General features: G+C 43.1%; 25 protein-coding genes. 12 read left to right on the top strand and 13 right to left on the bottom strand.

Annotation, left to right across the window (positions count from 1 at the left end):
- Positions 1-7: 7 nt before the first annotated feature.
- The 9 genes from NFS18_RS04030 to NFS18_RS04070 form a co-directional block, all read right to left on the bottom strand.
- The gene (locus NFS18_RS04030) at positions 8-1,168 is read right to left on the bottom strand and encodes a flagellar hook-length control protein FliK (RefSeq protein WP_251388193.1); all 1,161 of its coding nucleotides are present in this window, start codon (positions 1,166-1,168) and stop codon (positions 8-10) included.
- Between the two features lie 63 nt (positions 1,169-1,231).
- Positions 1,232-1,684, bottom strand: coding sequence for a flagellar export protein FliJ (locus NFS18_RS04035; protein WP_251388195.1), 453 nt, complete (start codon positions 1,682-1,684; stop codon positions 1,232-1,234).
- A gap of 15 nt (positions 1,685-1,699) precedes the next feature.
- A complete protein-coding gene (fliI, locus tag NFS18_RS04040; protein ID WP_251388197.1) occupies positions 1,700-3,001 on the bottom strand; it encodes a flagellar protein export ATPase FliI in 1,302 nt (433 codons plus the stop codon).
- A 10-nt stretch (positions 3,002-3,011) separates the two neighbouring features.
- A complete protein-coding gene (locus tag NFS18_RS04045) occupies positions 3,012-3,767 on the bottom strand; it encodes a FliH/SctL family protein (protein ID WP_251388199.1) in 756 nt (251 codons plus the stop codon).
- A complete protein-coding gene (gene fliG, locus NFS18_RS04050) occupies positions 3,760-4,767 on the bottom strand; it encodes a flagellar motor switch protein FliG (RefSeq protein WP_251388201.1) in 1,008 nt (335 codons plus the stop codon). Before fliG ends, NFS18_RS04045 begins: the two co-directional genes overlap by 8 nt.
- Positions 4,754-6,364 carry a flagellar basal-body MS-ring/collar protein FliF gene (gene fliF, locus NFS18_RS04055; RefSeq protein WP_251388203.1) on the bottom strand — a complete coding sequence of 537 codons (1,611 nt, stop codon included), beginning with the start codon at positions 6,362-6,364 and terminating at the stop codon, positions 4,754-4,756. Before fliF ends, fliG begins: the two co-directional genes overlap by 14 nt.
- An 80-nt stretch (positions 6,365-6,444) precedes the next feature.
- The gene (locus tag NFS18_RS04060) at positions 6,445-6,765 is read right to left on the bottom strand and encodes a flagellar hook-basal body complex protein FliE (protein WP_251388205.1); all 321 of its coding nucleotides are present in this window, start codon (positions 6,763-6,765) and stop codon (positions 6,445-6,447) included.
- Positions 6,766-6,777: 12 nt separating this feature from the next.
- A complete protein-coding gene (flgB, locus tag NFS18_RS04065; RefSeq protein WP_251388207.1) occupies positions 6,778-7,152 on the bottom strand; it encodes a flagellar basal body rod protein FlgB in 375 nt (124 codons plus the stop codon).
- A 30-nt stretch (positions 7,153-7,182) separates the two neighbouring features.
- Positions 7,183-7,875, bottom strand: a complete 693-nt coding sequence (locus NFS18_RS04070; protein ID WP_251388209.1) for a lytic transglycosylase domain-containing protein — start codon at positions 7,873-7,875, stop codon at positions 7,183-7,185.
- 391 nt (positions 7,876-8,266) lie between these two features.
- Between NFS18_RS04070 and NFS18_RS04075 the strand changes: the two genes are divergently transcribed.
- A complete protein-coding gene (locus tag NFS18_RS04075; RefSeq protein WP_251388210.1) occupies positions 8,267-8,887 on the top strand; it encodes a PilZ domain-containing protein in 621 nt (206 codons plus the stop codon).
- 146 nt (positions 8,888-9,033) lie between these two features.
- Here NFS18_RS04075 and NFS18_RS04080 read toward each other — a convergent pair whose 3' ends face one another.
- Entirely contained in the window at positions 9,034-9,357 is a 324-nt protein-coding gene (locus tag NFS18_RS04080; RefSeq protein ID WP_251388212.1) for an EscU/YscU/HrcU family type III secretion system export apparatus switch protein, read from the bottom strand.
- Positions 9,344-10,759 (bottom strand): hypothetical protein, encoded by a 1,416-nt coding sequence (locus tag NFS18_RS04085; RefSeq protein WP_251388215.1) that lies wholly within the window; start codon positions 10,757-10,759, stop codon positions 9,344-9,346. Before NFS18_RS04085 ends, NFS18_RS04080 begins: the two co-directional genes overlap by 14 nt.
- 93 nt (positions 10,760-10,852) lie before the next feature.
- On the opposite strand from NFS18_RS04085, the gene NFS18_RS04090 reads away from it, so the two are divergent.
- From NFS18_RS04090 to NFS18_RS04140, 11 genes are all read left to right on the top strand, one after another.
- Positions 10,853-12,934, top strand: a complete 2,082-nt coding sequence (locus NFS18_RS04090) for a chemotaxis protein CheA (protein WP_251388217.1) — start codon at positions 10,853-10,855, stop codon at positions 12,932-12,934.
- Positions 12,935-12,959: 25 nt separating this feature from the next.
- The gene (locus tag NFS18_RS04095) at positions 12,960-13,427 is read left to right on the top strand and encodes a chemotaxis protein CheW (protein ID WP_251388219.1); all 468 of its coding nucleotides are present in this window, start codon (positions 12,960-12,962) and stop codon (positions 13,425-13,427) included.
- A 39-nt stretch (positions 13,428-13,466) separates the two neighbouring features.
- Complete coding sequence (locus NFS18_RS04100; protein WP_251388221.1) at positions 13,467-14,279, top strand: CheR family methyltransferase; 813 nt, start codon at positions 13,467-13,469, stop codon at positions 14,277-14,279.
- Between the two features lie 96 nt (positions 14,280-14,375).
- Entirely contained in the window at positions 14,376-15,455 is a 1,080-nt protein-coding gene (locus tag NFS18_RS04105; RefSeq protein WP_331477490.1) for a protein-glutamate methylesterase/protein-glutamine glutaminase, read from the top strand.
- A gap of 93 nt (positions 15,456-15,548) precedes the next feature.
- Positions 15,549-15,863, top strand: a complete 315-nt coding sequence (locus NFS18_RS04110) for a flagellar biosynthesis anti-sigma factor FlgM (protein WP_251388223.1) — start codon at positions 15,549-15,551, stop codon at positions 15,861-15,863.
- Entirely contained in the window at positions 15,863-16,330 is a 468-nt protein-coding gene (locus tag NFS18_RS04115) for a flagellar protein FlgN (RefSeq protein ID WP_251388225.1), read from the top strand. The genes NFS18_RS04110 and NFS18_RS04115 overlap by 1 nt, the downstream gene beginning before the upstream one ends.
- Positions 16,331-16,351: 21 nt before the next feature.
- A complete protein-coding gene (flgK, locus tag NFS18_RS04120) occupies positions 16,352-17,941 on the top strand; it encodes a flagellar hook-associated protein FlgK (protein WP_251388226.1) in 1,590 nt (529 codons plus the stop codon).
- A gap of 21 nt (positions 17,942-17,962) precedes the next feature.
- Entirely contained in the window at positions 17,963-18,976 is a 1,014-nt protein-coding gene (locus tag NFS18_RS04125) for a flagellin N-terminal helical domain-containing protein (protein ID WP_251388227.1), read from the top strand.
- A gap of 42 nt (positions 18,977-19,018) precedes the next feature.
- Positions 19,019-19,624, top strand: a complete 606-nt coding sequence (locus tag NFS18_RS04130; protein WP_251388228.1) for a DUF6470 family protein — start codon at positions 19,019-19,021, stop codon at positions 19,622-19,624.
- 36 nt (positions 19,625-19,660) lie between these two features.
- On the top strand, positions 19,661-20,101 hold the full coding sequence (gene fliW, locus NFS18_RS04135) for a flagellar assembly protein FliW (protein ID WP_251388229.1): 441 nt from the start codon (positions 19,661-19,663) through the stop codon (positions 20,099-20,101).
- A gap of 6 nt (positions 20,102-20,107) precedes the next feature.
- On the top strand, positions 20,108-20,329 hold the full coding sequence (locus tag NFS18_RS04140) for a carbon storage regulator (RefSeq protein WP_251388230.1): 222 nt from the start codon (positions 20,108-20,110) through the stop codon (positions 20,327-20,329).
- Between the two features lie 235 nt (positions 20,330-20,564).
- Here the strand turns inward: NFS18_RS04140 and NFS18_RS04145 are convergent, their stop codons facing one another.
- The gene (locus NFS18_RS04145) at positions 20,565-20,750 is read right to left on the bottom strand and encodes a YjfB family protein (protein ID WP_251388231.1); all 186 of its coding nucleotides are present in this window, start codon (positions 20,748-20,750) and stop codon (positions 20,565-20,567) included.
- 178 nt (positions 20,751-20,928) lie between these two features.
- Positions 20,929-21,000 (bottom strand): flagellin (locus NFS18_RS19915; RefSeq protein ID WP_251388245.1); only part of this gene is annotated, 72 nt, incomplete at its 5' end.

The raw sequence follows: 21,000 nt of genomic DNA on the forward strand, positions 1-21,000 counted from the left end.
CCTTTCCCTATTTCATAAGTCCTAATCTTAATTCCTGCAAAAAACGAGCATTTTTTGCTGCCTTCATCTTCTCATTCTGTTCCTTCTGCCGGTGCTGTTCGGATTGTCTGCCCGCATGGTCATTTTCCCGCTGTTCCTGCCACGGATTCTCGTTTTCCTGTTTCTCTACATAGATTTCCGTAGGCTTTCCAAGATTCTGCTCCATCACGGTCCCGATTTCCCGGGCGCCCTGTGCAAGCAGTTCCATTGTCTTCTTTTCAGAGCAGACAATTGAAACAACGCTTACTCCGTCTTCCTGCATGACTCTGACGGTAATCTCGCCTAAATGCTTCGGTGTGATCTGAATTTCAAATTCATTCTGTCCCGCAGCATTCTTTACAATCAGCTCTTTTGCCAGCTCCTGCGGAAGTTCTTCCGGCTGGGATACATGTACATGTACTGTTTCATGGGAAACAGTCTCATTTTTATCATGCAGCGTACTTACCGGACTCTGTATGCCTTCTCTGTTCATTACCTCTACGGTCCCGGAAGTCTGATCCTTCTCTTCCTTCTGGTTCCTTTGAACGGTTATGCCCTCTTTTACCGTTTCCTTCGGTTCATGCTCTTCTGACCTGATTTCAGCCTTTGTCTCTGCTTCCACACCTTCCGAAGCTTTTTGTGTTTCCGGTTCACTCGGTGAAGCCTCAGGGCTTTTCAACTGAAACGGCTCTGTCTTTATCAGTCCTGCTGCATCTGCCATCTGAATGTGCTCTCCGTCAGTTTGCGGCGCTGCCAGATCCATCGGATTTTCCAACTCTGCCGGACTCACTGACTGTTCCTGACCTGTCAATTCCAATGGCTGCTCCAGACCTGCCATATCCACTTGCTGTTCCAGATTTGTCTGCACCTCTGTTTCTGTCAGAACCTGTATCGGTTCTATACTCGGCATTACAAATTCTTCTTCTGTTGGAATCTGATTCGGAAATACCAACATCTGTGCCGGAACAATGATTCCTTCCTGTTTGTCATCCTTCTCCTGCTCTTTCTCCGGTTCTTTCTCTTTATTTACCTGTCCCAGAGACTGCTCCATGATATCAGAGAATGTATCCTCTCCTGTCTGGCTCTTCTGTCCATTGTCACGGCTGTTTCCTTCTACTTTTCCAAAACTAAAAAACTGAACTGACTCCATGTTCCTTTTCGCCTCCTTTCTTTCATTTATAAACTAACTCTATAGTAATCTGCATTTGCAGGATTACCCGTTTAACTTTGTCATTGCATTCTTGGCAGAAACAAATTCCTCAACCAGTATCTCCTGAGCCTTCTGCTCCTGTTTCTGATATTCCTGCTGCTTTTTTTCCTTGAGCTTCTGAATAGTTGTAGATTCTTTTTTCGCTTCTATCATCTTATTCCGCTTCCGCAGTTCTTCTTCCTTAAGCTTCTCAAGCTGCATCTGCTTTTCCAAAATGCGGACTCCCAGTCCTTCCAGATGATTTTCATAAACCTTCATTTTAACGATCGGAATTCCGGCACGTTTCTTAGCTTCAAATTCCTCTACGCATGCTCTGTGCTGCTGTTCCAGCTTCTCAATCTCATCTTCACATGCCCTGACCTTCAGAAGACTCTGTACATGCTCCTGACGGAGACTTTCCAGAACTTGTTCCTTATAACTTAAGACCGTATTTAGCGAGAAAAAAAACTTTTTCATTTCTTATATCTCTCCTTACGCCAGAATCTTTTTCATCATTTGGAAAATTTCCTCGTCTGAAAACTGTTCGCCTACCTCCTGCATCAGAAATTCATTTACCTGATCGATCTTAGATATTGCAAAATCCAGTTTTGGATTAGTTCCTGCTTTATATGCTCCAATAGATATGAGGTCTTCATTCTTTGAATAAATACTCAAGATATTCCGCAGGGCAGATGCTGTCGCCTTATGCTCTTCATCCACAATATTAGACATCAGACGGGATATGCTGGCATTTACATCAATTGCCGGAAAATGATTCTCGTTCGCCAGCTTTCTGCTCAGCACGATATGTCCGTCCAGAATACCTCTCACCGTATCTGCCACCGGCTCATTAGTATCGTCTCCTTCTACAAGAACGGTATAAACCCCTGTAATGGATCCTTGTTCAAAATTCCCGCTTCTCTCCAGAAGCTTTGGAAACTCCGCGTAAATAGATGGTGTATATCCTCTGGCAACCGGCGGCTCTCCGATTGCCAGCCCAATCTCTCTTTGTGCCATTGCGAAACGGGTCAGTGAATCCATCATAAGAAGAACATCTTTCCCCTGATTTTTGAAGTACTCTGCAATTGTAGTAGCCACCAGAGGGCACTTCATTCGGAGCATCGCCGGCTGGTCAGAGGTTGCCACAACCAGTACGCTTCGCTTTAATCCTTCCGGTCCCAAATCTTTCTCCACAAACTCTCTGACTTCTCGCCCACGCTCTCCTACCAGAGCAATGACGTTAATATCTGCCTTTACATTCCTGGCGATCATTCCCAGCAAAGTACTCTTTCCGACGCCGCTTCCGGCAAAGATTCCGATACGCTGGCCCTTGCCTACCGTATTCAGCCCATCTATTGCCTTGACACCGAATTCCAAGGTATCTGTGATCGGCGGTCTTTCCATCGGATTGATATAAGAGTTCTCAACATAATAATGTCTGGACGTCTCAAATTCACCCAGCCCATCCATCGGCTTTCCGGTCGCGTCTATGATCCGTCCTCTTAGAAACTCTCCTACCGGAATTTTCAGACGGTGTCTTGTATTTCTCACAAAGCTGCCTACTGAAACACCGCTGATGTTATCGTATGCCATCAATTGTATCTTATCATTTTTGAAGCCTACTACCTCAACCGGAATCTGCTTGTGTGTCTCTTCATTGTAAATCATAGCAATGTCACCGATACTTGCCCGGCTTCCAGATGATTCCATGCACATCCCTACGATATTTTCAATCTTTCCTATGTAGCTGATCGTCTCCGCCTTTTCAATTAATCCCGGAAATTTACTAAACATATCTGCCCCGTTATACCCTTACATTATTCAATATATCTTTAATATTCTCTAACTGCGTTCCGACACTTGCATCAATTACTTCATCCGGCAGTTCGATAATACAGGTACCCTCTTCACCATTATTCATGGTAATGATCTTTAAATTATCTGACAGATGAGACAGGGACTCTAAAAACTCTGTATCCACTTCCATATTCACCTCTGTACCACATTTGGTGATATAGATTTTCGCCCACTGTCTCTTTTTGAGCTTCTCTGTCGCCGCCGTGATCATACGCTTTATAATTTCTTCACTTGAATGGATGCTGGTCTGGATCACCTTTTCTGCCACCGCGATCGAGATTCTCTTTAAATCATCAACGTTCTTTTCCAGAATCCTGTCCTTCTGGATACTGACATCGCGGAGAACATCTGCAAAGTTCCTCTGAAGGGTGCGGATCTCCTTATCCAGATCCGACCTGTGCTGCTCATAAGCAGCTTTAAATCCCTCCTGCTCTCCCTTGCTTCTTCCTTCTTCAAATGCTTCCTTTCTAAGAAGCTCTGCCTGCTCCCTGGCTTCCAGCACAATTTGCCGTGCCTGCCTTTTTGCGTCCTCCAGTATGCGGGCGCAGCGGACATCCGTCTCAGATTCCTCTGCTTCTTGCTCCGCATCCTCCCATGCCGTTCCCTCGGCAGGATTCTTTTCTTCTTCTTTTAACAGAAAGCCTGCAAAAAAGTCATAAGACTGAACCTGACTTTTCTCCGGTTCTTTCATGATCTTAGACAATTATCTCATCCTTTCCGCCCTTGACAATAATCAGTTCTCCAGCTTCCTCCAGCCTTCTTATTACAGCCACAATTCTCTGCTGAGCTTCTTCTACATCACGAAGCCGTACATTAACGGTAATTTCAAGGTCAGATCTAATGCTCTCAGCCATACGGGTGGATACATTCGCAAAGATAAGTTCTTTGATATTTTCCTCTGATCCTTTCAATGCGTATACGATATCCTTAATGTCACATTCACGAATAAATCTCTGAATAGAACGATTGTCCATAGAAACAATATCCTCGAATACGAACATCTTCTTGCGGATCGTATCTGCCAGTTCCATATTGTCTTTTCCGAGTTCGTCGAAGATATACTTCTCGTTTCCTCTGTCCATATGATTCATAACATCTGCTATGTAATCGATACCGCCAATGGTAGTGTAATCTGTTGTAAGTATATTCTCAAAACGTTTTTTCAGTGTAGTTTCTACAATTTTTATTGCATCCGGAGATGCGCTTTCCATCTTAGCCACACTCTCGACTACCTTGATCCTCTTTTCTTTCGGCAGTTCACTGATAACCGTTGCCGCCTGCTCCGCTTCTGCATAAGACAATACCAGTGCAATCATCTGCGGACGTTCATGCTGTAAGAATGACAGAAGATTCTTGGCACTGCTCTTTCTGATAAACTCAAACGGTCTCGTTTTCATTGACTTTGCCAGTTTTTCCAGCAAAGTCTGCGCTGTACTTTCTCCAAATGCTTTTTCCAGTACAGCTCTGGCATACTCCATGCCGCCGTCAGTAACAACCTTCTGTGTTAGACATGTTTTATAAAACTCATCCAGGACATCCTCTGTCTGTTCCGGAGACACATGTCCCAGTTTTGCAACTTCTATTGTCAGTTTTTCAATTTCACTCTCACTCAGATGCTTGTATATCTTGGAGGCCTTCTCCGCTCCCAGAGATACGATAACTGCAGCGGCTTTCTGCTCAGGAGTCAACTTATTGTTCTCCATTATTCTCTCCTCCGTTAAGCCATGATTTCAACAACTGTGCAGATATCTCTGGATTCTGTTCTGCAAAATCCCGGATATTTTTCTTCAGTTGCATACCCCTGTCATTCTGAACTGCCTGTATTTCTCTGTTGAGTCTTTCCTTCTCCATCTCTTCATTCAGCAATGCTTCAGATGACATCATCTCTTCTTCCGCTGCCAGCAGTTCTTCCTCTTCCTTCTTTTTATTTCTCCTTCTGATAATCAGTATTAAGATGATCAGTACAAGAAGCAAAGCTGCCGCTGCGGCTATAAGGATAATCAATGTATTTTTACTGATGGCTTCCGCAGGAGCCGCTGTCTTCTGCTCTTCCTCAGGCTGCTCATAGAACGGAGCGCTTACCAGAGAAATCTTATCAGCTCTGTCACCTGCTGCGATTCCTGCTGCATTTCCTACAAGGTCACGGATCTGCTTTTCCGTCAGATTCCCATAATTCCTGCCGTTAATGGCAACCGAAACCGTCAGGTCTGTCAGTGCGCCAGGAGCTACCTGCCCCTGTTCCTTAATCTGGTCAACCAGATAATCCTTGGAAAAACTCTCGCTTTCACTTCGGGAACTGCTGCCTGCGTTATTCCCCGACGCATATTCTGTTGTATCTGCATTACTCTCTGTTCCGACTTCTCCGCCGGCAACGCCGGTTCCGTTACTTGAATTTTCATTTATACCTTCTTCATGACTGATGATTCCGGTTTTATCCTTTTCATCAATCTTCTCCGGGGTATTATATGTTGTCGTCTCCCGTATCAGGTTCTGCATATCCACGATTGCCCTGGCTGAAACTCTGACATTCGGATTGCCGTATATAGGACCCAGAACGTCATGTACTTTGTTCTCTATCTGATCTTCTATCACACTCGCAATTTCTTCTGCATCGGAACCATTCGGCATTGTTTCTCCGTCAGCGACCGATACGTCAGTTCCGTTCCCGTCAAACACAGCTACCTGCGTCAGTTCCATTCCCGGAATACTCTTTGCCACCAGACGCTGAATCGCCGCCGCCTGTTCTTCTGTCGGTGTCCCGCCGTCATTCATCGTTACTACCGCTGTAGCGCTTGACTCTTGCTGAGAACTGTCATCAAGCACATATTTGCTCTCTTCTCCCAGTGCAATAGTTACTTTTGCATCCTTTACGTTCTCAAACAGACGAATCGTAGAACCAATCCGGTTCTGCAGTTCATACAGTTTATAAGTCCGCTTATCTGAATCTGTTGTCATCAGACCTGCATTATCGATAAATGTATCATATGTAAATCCGCTTTTTGGATATCCCTCCTGCACCAGCTTTGCCTTCGTAACATCTACAACATCTTTCCTTACCAGAATTGTAGATTCATCCTGAAGCTTAAATCCCACTCCGTCTTCCTGGAGCCTGCTCACAATCTGCTGGGCTTCTTCTTTTCCCAGTCCAGAAAACAGAACCTCATAGGGCCGGTTATTCAAAACAAGCGCAATAATCACCGCGGCTGCAACCAGCAAAACTGCACCAGCTATAATCAGCTTTTTTGTTTTACTGCCCAGTTTACCCGCAAATTCCTTTAACTGTTCAATTTTCTCTTTCATAATGTTAAAAACTGTTCCTTATACACTTTTTATTTTAATTGATTGTCAATTTATGCCCCGGCAGCCGGACTGCCATACATTTACAGACTGATACGCATTAATTCATTATAAGACTCCAGCGCTTTATTCCGCAGTGACACAAGCATATCAACTGCAAGCTGTGCCTGGGAAGACGCAACCATTACAGAATGTGGGTCTTCAATCTGACCCGTTGCCAGAAGATATTGTTTATCGGCCAGATCATTTTCTGTCTGTGTTACATTGCCGACCACCTCTTTGAAAACGCTCTGAAACATCCCTCCGCCGATCTGACCGTCAATCTGCTGCTGATTACCTGAAATTCTTTCTGTCCCCAGCCCTGTCAGCATCGGACGCATTGGCTCTATAAATAATTCTTTCATCTCTTATCCTCCTTACTGTCCTTTAATCGCAGAACGATATCTTGTAATGTCATCACCCACAGCTTTTGTCAGGTACTGGTAATGCAGTGCAGTTCTGGTCAGATCTGTATATTCCACATCTGCATTCACACCATTTCCATCCGCTCTTGTTATGTGCGGTTCCTCTACCATGTGGTATCTGGTCGATTGAATTGCCTGCTTTACATCATCTCTTTTTCCGACTTCTGCCGCCGCTTTCAGCTTACTGCGGAAAGTCTCCTCAAATTCAATCCTCTTTTTCTTATATCCCGGAGTGTCAATATTGGCTATATTATCTGCAATAATTTCCTGTCTCTTCCACAGACAATCCATAGATTTGTCCATCATCGCAATACTGTTCCCAAACATAATATTCTCTCCTCTCCATATTCATTCCTGTTATTCATCAAAAGGTGTCAGTGTAAGAATCCGGCTCTGTATCTGAAGCCTGAACAATTCAGAAAGCCAGAGAGCCATATCTGCCGCTCCCGCCTGATTTTCCAGACTGCACTGTATCTTTCCCTCTGACTGTATGTTCTCATCCGCCTGAAGTGTTGTCCCCATATATTCCTTAACCTTACGGATGTAGTTCACAGTCTCTGGAAACGGCGGCACACCGCCATACTTTTCCACATTGCCGCTCCCCGCATTATATGCTGCCAGAGCGAGATCTATATCTCCATTATACTGCTTCAGCAAATCAGATATATACTTAGCTCCTCCCATAATATTGCTGCGGGCGTCAAACACGTCTGTCACCCCAAGGCTTCGGGCAGTCTCCGGCATTAGCTGCATGACTCCTTGCGCCCCTGCTGCAGACTGTGCATATGGATCAAAATTAGATTCCGCTTTCCCGATCGCTTTCAGCAAATTCACAGGAACATTATAAAACCGGGCAGATTCTTCAAAAGCGTTATCCAGACCTTCTGCATTGATTTCACTTTCTGTCACTTGAGCCCGTCTCATAAATTCACTAAAACCCAAGCCAGATATAGAACCATAGGTCATGCTGCCCTTCTGAATTTCCCGGTTAACCTGTTGTAATATTGCTTCCGCACATTTGTACTGATTGTGGTTTATTGTACACCCCATGCTGACGTTCCTCCCATCCCTATACAGTACCCATGCTGCTTATTCGACATATTTCTACCTTTTTAGCATTTATTTTACCCCTCTGCTATTATATTGTCAACCCCACGCCATCCTTTTATTTGTGAATAATTTACAAATTTCCCCTAAATTTTCCATTTTTCTGTCAGAGGACACTTTTCCTAAAGGTAACATTTCAGCCTTTCGGCTGCACTGTTAGTTACTGTTCACACCCTATGGGTGCTCCAGTAACAGTATCCAGCGCAGTGCAAGGCGCCGTGTGAACAGTAACCACTATTACTCCCAAAGAACAATTCCGCTGAAAAGCAATTGACCTCTATATATATATTCGATATAATAGACCATATAAATTTTAGTTCAGGGAGGCACGCATATGAATCCATTAGTAAATGCAGAGACTGGCATGCTCTATACGGCAGATTCCGAATTTCTGGCAAAAATAAAGTACATCCAAAATCCCACTTCTTTTACTTTTATTTTTTACTCTATGCCAAAGGATGATCTTCCAGATGTGGTCTATCTGATGCCCGGAGAAGACCCGAATGATTATACCTCTTTTTATTGTGAGACCACGAATCTTTTCTCACAGTATCATGTGCCGCAGACAGACCACACATGGTATTTAACAGAAACAAAAGCCTGCGATTTAATGTCAAACCGGACAGAGTTCCGGGTCGATGTTTCTTTTTCTCTCAATATTAAGCCAGAAGGAAGCAATCTGGAGAAAAACATCACGGTCGTTGATTTCAGTGTGGGCGGCTTAAAATTCATTTCCGATACGGAATTTGAAACAGGAAAAACATTTTCTTTTATTTTTTCCAAAGGGAACGCACCGATCTATCTCACAGCGCTCATCCTGCAGAAACGGCCTACAAGAAAAAGTGGTCTATATTGTTATGGATGCCGTTTTTTGGATGTTCATCCACAGGTAGAGTCCGCTTTGCGGGGATTTGTCTTTAAAGAAAACCTGCTCCAGATAAGGACGCACAAATAACTTGAAATCACCTTACATAGATTGTAACAGTGCAGCCTTTCGGCTGAACTGTTACCATAAATTTACCGTTCAACCGAAATATGGTTTTACAAAAAGGAGAAGAAAGAGGATGTGGCCCTCTTTCTTCTCCTTTTTGGTTTTCTTCTTTAATTTTGTTCAGTTTCTTCTTTGGTCTCTTCCTTATTTTCTTCTCTCGCGCTTTTTGGCACATATCTTAGAAAATAAGCATATATATCAACGATTGTCTGATACAGCTCCGGCGGGATCTCTTTCCCCAGCTTCATCTGCGTCAGCACGGTCGCCAGTGAATTATCTTCATACACCGGAACACCATTTTCATTCGCGATTTCCACAATTTTCTCAGCAACATACCCCATTCCTGAGGCTACGATTATCGGTGCCGAGTTCTGTGTTTCATCATATTTTAATGCAACTGCCTTTTGCTCTAATGTCTTCTCAAATTGTGACATTTACTGAATTTCTCCTTTCATATATCTGCGGAAAAGCTGCGGATACCGGAATTGATTCTTTTCCCTGCTCTACCGTCAGATACCGGACTTCCATCCCATTTTTCTTTAAAATCCCTGCGATACCTTCCCTGATCTCCTTTTCCTGCTTTGTCAGATTTTCCGGATAGTGCAGAAGCAGATCCACTTTTCCTTCTTCATAATAACAGAAAATATCAAAAAAACCTACATCTTTCATATCAAATTTCAGAAGCAGCTTCACACCCGACTTTCCTGATTCACCGTCTTCTCCTGACGAGTCCTCAGGATTCAGCCAGACTTCCGAAAAAACAGGCGTCCCGTCTAAAATAAACGGAATCATTGCATGCAGCACCGGCATATAAACACTTTCATTAATTAGCATTCCATGAATCAACGTCATAAAGTCCTCTCTGTTTTCAATCCCCGCCTTGCCCTCTGCTCCCAAACGCAGCATCTCAAGGAACTTGTCAGACCATTCTTCCCGCCCTGCTGCTCTGTCAAAATCAACACTCCGAAACAAGTCTCTTATCTCTTCCCGGCTCATATCCGTAAAATATTTCCGGAATGCAGGAAAATCCGAAAGCCTTTTAAACGCCTGCACCACACCGTCCAGCTCTCCATTTTCATAACGCGATGTATTAAAAGCCATCAAAGTAACCAAATCTCTGACTTTACCTGTATTCTTTGTATCGGCAATAAATTTCCCAAGAAACGGAATAATTTCCCGTTTGAGTATCTGTGTATTCCTTTCTGTATTCCCTGTCTTATGAGGAAGCAGCTTCATTGAAAGCTGACGGAGCTGTTCTCTGTCATTCCGAAACATGTATTCTTCAATTTCCCGAAGCTCTCCCTTTATATTCTCCATAATATGCTTTCCAGAAGACATATCGTTATATTTTTTTAGAAACTCCAGAATCCCGGACTTTAGTTCCACACTTCCGGCTTCCTTCATCACACCTCTCAGAAGCTCAAACAAAGACCCTTTCAGCTTATTCGCTCCATTCATCTGATTTTTCAGGAATACTTTCAGCTGGTCCGGATTTACCTCCAGTAATTGAAGCAGCGTCTGTATCTCTTCTGCCGTTCCCTGGCTGATTCCGGCTTCTATCAGATTCGCCATACCAGAAAACAGCATTTTCGACATAATATCTCCTACTTTGGACATACTTCCCAAAGTCTGTACGAAATTGCCGAAATTAGACTCATATGAAATCTCCTGGCGGACTCCTCTTTCATTCCCGTACTCTGCGCGGCTGTCTGCCCGCACTACCTTATCCGGATTGACCGGATTCTTAATCAGCTTTTCCTGCAGCTGCGGGTCCTGTTTTCTTATTGCGTTCTCGCCTGTCGATACGGGAGTGGAAATTTTTAGTATATTTGACATTTTTTCACCTACTCTAAATTTTTTCTTATCTTTTTTTATTTTCCTGACGATATTAAAAATGTAATGTATTAAACATAAGGCGGTGCTTATATTATGGATAACATGCTTGAGATGTATCTTTATGAAACGAACACTTTATTGGAGCAGTTAGATGAACTTTTGATAGAAGCAGAAAAGAATGAAGATTTTACTACAAATGATGTTAATGAAATCTTTCGCATTATGCATACCATCAAAGGTTCTTCTGCTATGATGGAATTCTCAACTTTAATGGAAATTGCGCATCATATAGAGGACTTGTTCTTCTATATTCGTGAAAATGGTCTGGATGCCATGGACAAATCTCATAAAAGTGATCTGTTCAATCTGATGTTCCAGTCCACCGACATGCTCCGTAAAGAAGTTGAAAAACTGGAAAACAACGAACCTCTTAGTAATAATATCGACAGTGTCATTACAGATATTAATAGTTTTTTGGAAAAAATCAGCGGAAAAGGGGCTTCTGCCGCAGGCAGTTCTGCTTCTGCGCCTTCTGCTGATACAGCTTCTGACACTGTCTCCGGCAGTACTTCCGGACCTGACTTTCTTCCGCAGGGTGACTACCCGCAATATATCAAAGTCATGTTTGAAGATGGCTGCGGTATGGAGAATCTCCGTGCTTTTATGCTGGTTACGGCTCTCCATGACATGGACGTCCCATTTGTCTGCTATCCTGCAGATGTGGAGTCAAGTTCTGATACGATTGATTTTATACAGGAGCACGGATTTTATATCTGTCCGGCAACAGCCGAAGCTGTTGATGCCGCTGTTGCCATTATCAAGGAAAATAACAATGTAGAAACTGTTGAAGTTTTTGAGCATCAAAAGGCTCCTGAACAGGCTCCTGCCACCCAGACTGCATCAGCCGAGACTGTACATAAACAGGCATCGGCATCACCTGCTGCGGGAAGTCCTGCGCCTGCTGCTTCAGCTTCAAGTGCTCCCGCTAAGCAAAGTCTGATCAGCGTCAGCCTTTCAAAGCTGGACAGCCTGATGGCGATTGTCGGAGAAATTGTAATTACAGAATCTATGGTAACGTCTTCCCCGGAAATTCAGAATCTGAAGCTGGACAGCTTCCTGAAGTCCACACGCCAGCTCCGCAAGCTGACAGACGACCTTCAGGACATTGCCATGTCACTTCGTATGGTTCCTGTTTCAGGTACGTTCCAGAAGATGAACCGTATTGTCCGCGACATGAAAAAGAAACTGAACAAAGATGTCCGTCTGACAATTGAAGGCGAGAATACTGAAGTGGACAAGAGTATTGTAGACAGCATCAGCGATCCGATCATGCATATTGTCCGTAATTCTATGGATCATGGTATTGAGCCGACAACAGAAGAACGTATTGCAGCCGGAAAGCCTGCACAGGCAGAGATTATCCTGTCCGCTACCCATACCGGAAGCGAGGTCATCATTTCCGTAAAGGATGATGGACGTGGTATGGATACCAGCAAGATTCTTCAGAAGGCAGAACGGAACGGACTTCTTACAAAACCATCAACCGAATATTCACAGAAGGAGATTCTTTCACTTCTGATGCTTCCGGGATTCTCTACAAACGAAGAGGTAACTGAGTTTTCCGGCCGCGGTGTTGGTATGGATGTTGTCAAGAAAAATGTCGAATCTGTCGGCGGCGTCATTTCCATTACAAGCGAACTAGGTAAGGGAAGCTGCACAACGCTGAAGATTCCGCTGACGCTTGCTATTGTAGACGGTATGGAAATTTCCGTTGGAGATTCTATTTTTACAATTCCGATCGCCAATATCCGTCAGTCATTTAAGGCAAGTAAGGAATCCATCATTCTGGATGCCAGCGGCAATGAGATCATTAAGTGTATGGATGAATTTTATCCAATTGTCCGCATACATAATTTATATAACATTGAAACTGAAATAACAAATATTGAAGATGGTATTTTAATCTGGGTAGAATCAAGCGACAAGTCCTACTGCCTGTTTGTAGATGAGCTTCTTGGTGAACAGCAGGTTGTTGTAAAGCCTTTGCCGGCATATTTGAGCAACTTCAACATCAAAGACTCGGGAATCAGCGGCTGTACGATTCTGGGTGACGGTAATATCAGTATTATTCTGGATATCCTGAATCTCTACCTTGTGTCCCAAAATCAATACTAAACTTACTGAAATCGGAGGAGTAACTATGTCAACTGCAAACACAGAGATTGATTCAACTGTAGATTTCCCTGTTTCAACAGAAAGATTTCTGACATTTATGTCTGATGGTCTTACGATTGGAATAAGTACGAATTATGTTACAGAGATTATCACAAATCATGCGATTACTATGATTCCGCTGGTTCCTGGGTATGTAAAAGGAATCATCAATCTTAGAGGGCAGATTATTCCTATTATTGACATCCGTCTTCGTATGGGAAAGGCTTCTATTGATTATACTGATGTAACCTGTATTATCGTACTGAATATTAATGATACCAATCTTGGCATCATCGTAGATTCCGTACAACAGGTTGTCGATATAGACAAAGCGCAGATTTCCGCTGTACCGACGGAAAGCCATCAAGAACTAATTAATGGAATGATTTCTTTGAGCGAGCATTCTGTTCTCCTTTTTCTTGATCACGAACAACTTGCCAAAACTATTTTCTAATTTTACAATAAGATATCGTTAGAAAAAGGAGTTTATTTTATGTTAACAATTACGGAAACTGATTTTCAGCGTCTTGTACGCTTTGTCAAGCAAAACTATGGCATTGATCTTTCCAAAAAGAAGCAGCTTATTGTCGGACGGCTGTCCAACAGCATTTTATCTATGGGATTTTCATCATTCGAGGAATATGTAGATCATCTTCTGAAGAATCATACACCCGAAGATTTGGAATTGATGCTGAACAAGCTGACAACCAATTATACTTATTTTATGCGTGAAGAATCACACTTTGAATTTTTTACCGAAGTAATTCTTCCTTACCTGATCGAGACAAAGAAGAACCGGAGCTTAAGCATTTGGAGCGCCGGCTGTTCTTCGGGTGAAGAACCTTATACGATCTCCATGATTTTGAAGGAATATCTTGGTTCTCAGGCATCAATGTGGGATACTCGTGTTCTTGCAACGGATATCTCACAGAATGCACTGAAAGCTGCCAATAACGCAGTTTATGATAAGGATTCACTGAGAAACCTGCCGCCGGGATGGAAAGAAAAATATTTCCGTCCTGCCGGAACTCCCGGGGTTTATACAGTATCCCCGGCAATTAAATCGAATGTGATTTTCCGAACCTTTAATCTTATGAATCCTATTAAATTCCGTCTAAAATTTGATGTTATTTTTTGCAGGAATGTAATGATATATTTTGACCAGGAAACAAAGGATGCTCTTGTTAACCGATTCTACAATGCTACGAATCCGGGTGGTTATCTGTTAATCGGTCACTCAGAAAGTCTTAACAGAAACAGCACGCCTTACCATTACATTAAGCCTGCAACTTACCGCAGGGAATAATCATATATCGGCTGCCACACAATATTTCTGCCATAGATTTATTGTGTGGCAGTCTCTTCCTTATTAAAAATCACAATATTAAAAAGGAGTTATCACATGTTGAAAAAAAAGATATCCGTATTATCAGTTGACGATTCACCACTGTTCCGTAAAATGATCATTGATTATCTTTCTACCTGCCCGGACATCGAGGTTGTCGGCTATGCTGTTAATGCTTATGATGCCCGGCATAAAATTCCGCTTTTAAAGCCAGACGTAATCACTCTGGACGTGGAGATGCCGGGAATGAATGGGATTGAATTTTTAAAGGAACTGCTCCCTGTTCACCCCATTCCTGTTATTTTAGTGTCCTCTCTTAACCTAAGTGTTTTTGACGCACTCTCCGCAGGCGCTGTTGATTTTGTAAGGAAACCTGACATGACAGCACACTCAAAGGATATATTTTTTGCTGCGCTGTATACCAAAATCCATATTGCCTCTATGGCTCACGTCAGACAGAGTTCCCTAACGGCTGGCCGTCCTTCGGCGCCTCCGGCTGCGGCGGTTACTCCTGTCCAGAAGACTCCGGCTCCTATGCCGGCCGGACTGCCGCTCTCTTACCGCTCTACGGTAATTGCGCTCGGCGCTTCGACCGGCGGTACAGAGGCTACCCTGGAGGTTCTGCGGCAGCTTCCCGCGAATATACCGGGAATGGTCATTACACAGCATATGCCGGAAGGTTTTACTGACATGTATGCACAACGTTTAAACAGATTGTGCCAGATGGAAGTCCGGGAAGCCAAAAACGGGGACCAGATCCGTCCGGGACTTGCACTGATTGCGCCGGGTGCCCTGCAAATGGAAGTCATCCCTTCCAGCGGCGGTTATGCCGTCAGATGTTTCCCGGGTGAAAAGGTCAGCGGGCACAGACCTTCTGTTGATGTACTGTTCCGCTCCGTTGCAAAAAATGTAACCGGCAACAAAATAGGAATCATTATGACCGGCATGGGAAAGGACGGAGCCGAGGGACTGCTGGAGATGCACAAGAAAGGCGCCTTTACCATCGGACAGGACAAAGCTTCCTGCGTTGTTTATGGTATGCCGATGGTCGCCTTTAATATCGGTGCAGTCTCCATTCAGGCATCCTGTGATAAAATATCTGCCGTATTATTAAATCATTTAAAAAAATTAGTCTGATTTCATTACGAATTTTCTTTTTTAACCGATAATTTTTATATAGATAATTATCAGCTATTTTTTTTAATGAAATTATAAAGAAAGGAGTCCTATATGAAAATTGCAAATGCCACTAGTTTACAGGCTGACTATTCCAGTCTGAATATTCGTGCAAAAGGGCTCTCAGGATTCAATCCTAAGAAGAAAGATTTTAATTTTGATGCAATATCAATTCAGTCAAACCCACGAGAAATTGCAGAAAAAACCTTTGCAGCGACTATTTCCAAACAGATCAGCGATGAAATCCGCATTCCTGTTTCTGAAAACAGATTACAGAACTTAAAAGATACGGTTTCTTCATCTGCTTACCAGATTGACCCTTCTCTTATTGCATCCCGGATGCTTCTCATCGGGGAGGTCGCTCAATAATGGAAAAGTATTCAGAGTTTAATGCTCTTATCAAAGATTTTATTGAACTTTTTGATACTCTCATTGATGTAGAACAAAAGAAACTGGATGCAGTCATTGCCAATGACATCGCTAATGTAGAAGAAAGTATCAAAAAAGAACAGGCAGTTATACTCCGCCTGAGGGGACTGGAACACCAGAGAGAGTCCACACAGGTCTCGATGGATATGAAAGACCTGACATTCCGGGAGATTCTGGAGCAGGCTCCGGAGGATGTCTCAGAAGCGCTTACACCGATGTTTGAGGAGTTGTCTCAAAAGGTTCGCACATTTCAGTCCATTAATGATAATGCCAAAGATGCGGTTAATGTGAAATTGCACCATATTCAGTCAATGCTGAACCCTTCCGCTGCCGGAAGTAAGGTTTATTCCGCATCCGGCACAGGCTCAACATCAGAAGAAACACATTTTACCAATCGTTTTGTATAATATAAGGAGGAATTAATTCTTATGATGCGTTCTACTTTTGCCGGTTTCACAACTGCACAGTTAGCGATGTCCGCCAGCCAGCGGGCGCTTGATGTGACCGGTCAGAATATTGCTAATATCAATACACGCGGCTATACCAGACAACGGCTGGATGTCAACAGTATCAACAATACCGGCGGCAGCATTTACAACTCGCGCAACGGCGCTAAAGTGGGGTACGGAGTTGAAGTTACAGGACTTTCACAGTTACGTGATCCGTTTCTGGATATCCAGTACCGCAATCAGATGAGTAAGCTTGGAACAACAGATTCATTAGCCGGCGGATACGAACAGCTTACCAATATTTTCGATGAAGCCAGTCTTGATGGAGTCAGGGCAGCTCTTCGTGATATCTCTTCTGCTCTTCAGAAGTATTCTGAGGAACCGAATGCCAAAGAGATTGACACAACGGTTCGTTCCAGTATGCAGATTCTTCTGAATCTCTTTCATGACAATGCGAGCAGACTACAGGATATACGGAATGATATGACAGCCGGGTTTGAGAGCAATGATATCGCTGATGTCAATCAGATGCTGGAAAACCTTGCCGAATTAAATAAGAACATCAAGAACAGTCAGATACTCGGCAATCCGGCGCTGGAGCTTAAGGATCAGAGAAATGACCTTCTGGATCAGCTCGCCAGTTACCTTCCGATCAGTGTAAAATATGAGGTTCGGGAGATTGCTCCGGGACAGACAATTGAAGTACCGAATGTCTACTATACCGGAAATGACGGAATGACTTTCACACTTGTTTCTGATACAGACTGCGGTTCTTTCCGGGCAGACATTACCGGGCAGCCAGTCACACTCAGCGTCATCGGTGTAGAAGGCGGGGCGCCGACCGATATTACCGATACCATTCCTTCCGGTACACTAAAGGGTACCTTGGATATATTGAACCAGTCGGGCGCTTTTGACCGGGGCACAGCCAGTGTAAACGGCATTGGTTATTATGAGCAGGCTCTGGATTCACTTGTCAATACGTTTGCAACATTGTTTAACGATATAAATAAAGCAGTACAGACTGATGCTGATGGAAACGTTGTAACTGATCCTAACGGCGATCCGGTTATGATAGACCGTCCCTTATTTGAAAAGATTGATCCAAATGCAGACTTCTCTGCTTCCAACATTAAGATTGCAGATGACTGGATGAACAGCAAATATGGAATTACTATTTCTACGAAAGTTATTGATGGTAAGATTGGTTCTACCGACACCAGCAACATCCTGAACATGATTAATTTATTAAAGGATCCGCAGCAATTTAAAGGTAATGGCGCAAATGGCGTGACATTCTTCACAGGAAGTTTTTATGATTGTTTTGCCGGAATAGAAAATACACTTGCCATTGATTTAAAATCCGCCAACACCACTCTAGAGAATCAGATTTCTGTCCTGAATCAGACTGCTAATGCACGAGACGCAGTATCCGGTGTACAGTTGGACGAAGAAGGTATGGATCTGATGCATTATAACCAGTCCTATACCGCTGCTGCCAGATTTATGACTACTCTGGATGAGGCAATGGACACTTTGATCAACAGAACCGGCGTTGTCGGAAGATAAAAGGAGGTATAAAGAAAAATTATGCGAATTACAACGAATGCAATCTTGCGTGATTATCGTTCTAACCTTGGAACATCTATTGCGAATCTGGATACTGTCAGAAAAAAGGTTATGACCGGACGGCAGTTTGTTTCCTCTGCTGAGAACCCTGGAAACGCCCTCCGCGCCGCTACGCTGGAACGAAAATACGTAAAAAATCAGGATTACCTGTCAACAGTAGAAAATACACAGAGCTTCTTGGATTCTCAGGAAAGCGCTGCCATGCAGATCAGCGATATTGCTCTTACGCTCAGCAAGAGGTATGGAATAGAATCCCTGAACGGAACAAACTACGGTTCTCTTGAAATAAGACAGACTTATGCGGATGCATGGAGAGGCGCACAAGAAAGCATGCTTCTCAGCCTGAACGCTTCCTATGAGGGACGTTATGTATTCGGCGGCGCCGATGCCGCTACCCCGCCGTTTTCATTGACGAAAAATGCTGACGGCTCACAGACTCTGACTTACCGTGGAGTAGATGTGAACGATCCAGCCAATGCGGATATTCTGGATCAGCTTTCCAAGGAAAGTGTATTTCTGGATATGGGCTTCGGTCTTTCTATCAAAAATGGGGAGATTGATCCATCCAGCGCTTTTAATACCAGCCTTCCGGGTATCAATGTAGCAGGCTTTGGACAGACTGCTAACGGAATCTCGAAAAACATGGTTCTGCTTGCCGGTCAGATTGCTGATACTCTCGAAAAGGAACCATTTGACCGGGATGAATTTAAAAAACTCTTAGATGTTTTTGATGACGGCAGAAACAATGTTCTGGAACAAGTTACAACACTTGGAAGTAAATCTCAGTTCCTGACCACAACAAAGGATCGTCTGGAAACTGATGAATTAAACCTTGCGTCCCAGCTGGACAGCGTAGTAAATATTGATATGGCAGATGCCATTACCCAGTATTCTTGGGCACAATATGCTTATAACGCAGCCTTGAAGGTCGGAACCAGTATTTTATCACCATCCTTTATTGATTTTATGAAATAATTTTTACACGAACACTTATCATTTAGATCAAGGAGGTTCTTTATGGAACAATTACTAAAAATTACGACTATTCCTCTGGAATATCAGTTAAAAATCCAGAAGGCCCGTTTAGAATACTCCAACTCTGATGCATCATTAGAAATGCACAGAACTCCTGGCGGATTTTCTATGAAGAGCCGTCCCGCCAAATTGAATTTGGATACATTTGAAGCTAGAAATTCTGTTGTCCCAACCACGAGACGCAGCATCTCACAGATTGCTGCAAAGGGGCTGCAGACAGCACAGCAGACATCTGCACAATATGCGCAGGAGGGCCAACAATTGCTGAAACCTGGAGATGGAGGAGAACTACTCGGACAAATTTTTAGACAACGGGCACAAATGCCTACAGGAGAATTTCAACTCGGATTTATTCCGTCTGCTCCCGTAAGTATTACGTATCAGGAGCCGGATCTGACACTCAACTATGAGATGGATAAACTTAAATTTGATTTGAAGGTTGCACAAGGCAATTATCAGTTTGTACCTGGAGATATCGAAATGTCGATCACACAGCATCCAGATGTACAAATCGAATATATTGGGGAACCTATGTATGTTCCGCCAAGTGCTTCTCCAAACTATGAACCATTAGATGTAAGGGCGTAAACGCCCTTACTTTTCTTTACTAAGGAGGTTATTTCATTGAATATAAACGCAAAATATTTCGGATCTGTATCCTATGAAAAAGAGGAATTGATTCATTTACCCGAAGGACTCTTTGGGTTTGAAGATTATAAAAATTTCCTGCCAATATCCCTGCATGAAGATGATTCCTTTCTCTCTTTGCAAAACATTGATGATGAGACGCTTTCCTTCATCCTTATGAATCCGTTTGTATCCTTTCCGGATTATCAGCCTTCCTTATCTGAAAAAGACAAAAAAGACCTGGATATCCATTCTGAAGACGATCTGTCTTATTATGTAATCTGTGTATTGAATGAATCATTGGAGAGCTCTACCGTCAATTTAAAAGCTCCTTTGGCGGTAAATATAAAAAGCAGGATCGGAAAGCAGATTATTTTAGACTCTCCATTATACAAGTTTAAACATACTCTGCGAAATGACGGAAAAGGAGATGAATAAAATACTATGCTAATATTACAGCGAAAGAAAGGGCAGTCCCTTACCATTGGTGATGATATAACATTAACAATTTCTGAAATCGGACCGGACTGGGTAAGACTGGCGATCGACGCCCCCAAAGACGTATTAGTTCTCCGCTCCGAACTGGTCGAAGCTGCTGAAGAAAATAAGGCTGCTGCACAAACAGCTTCACTACAGCTATTAAACCAACTTTTCAATGAAAAATAACAGTAAAATCAAGTCACATTATTTTTAAAGCATTACTGTGCACAGCTTGCTGCTGTGCATAGTAACTTTGAAACGGCAGTTTAATCCTTGTAATATGCTTATTATCAGGCAAATACAGGGGCAATCGAGAATCTTCCGTTCCCGATTGCCCCTGTCTGTTTTTTCTTCATATCTGTGTCACAGGCTCTTGCAGCACCTTCAGACTCATTTTTTTTCCTAAAATGAAATCTCTATTCTAAGCCCGAACATCAATAAGATTGTCACTCGGAACAGTCATCTGGTCTACTGCTTCTAACATTTCTACAAGCGCCGCTGCGTTCGTTTCAGCCGTCTCCATCGCTTTTTTTGTTATAGAAGTGCTGGCCTCCATTCCCAGTTTCAAACTTGCCAGACTCATACTTGCTGCTGCTATATCCATCATAATCCCTCCTTCCAGACAACCATCTTTTATTATATTATAAAATGAGATAATGAGAAATGCAACCATTTCGTTATTGGTTTACACCTATGGTGTGAGCAAAAACAAGAACCGGGCTTAAAGCCCGGTCCTTGTTTTTTATTATATAATATTTGGTAACTATCTGCTTTAAGCATTATAATTACTGTAACAACTGAAGAACACCCTGCGGAACCTGATTTGCCTGAGCAAGCATAGCCTGAGAAGCCTGAAC

Origin of the sequence: Mediterraneibacter agrestimuris (assembly GCF_943193195.1) — a bacterium.
GTDB classification, from domain to species: Bacteria; Bacillota; Clostridia; order Lachnospirales; family Lachnospiraceae; genus Schaedlerella; species Schaedlerella agrestimuris.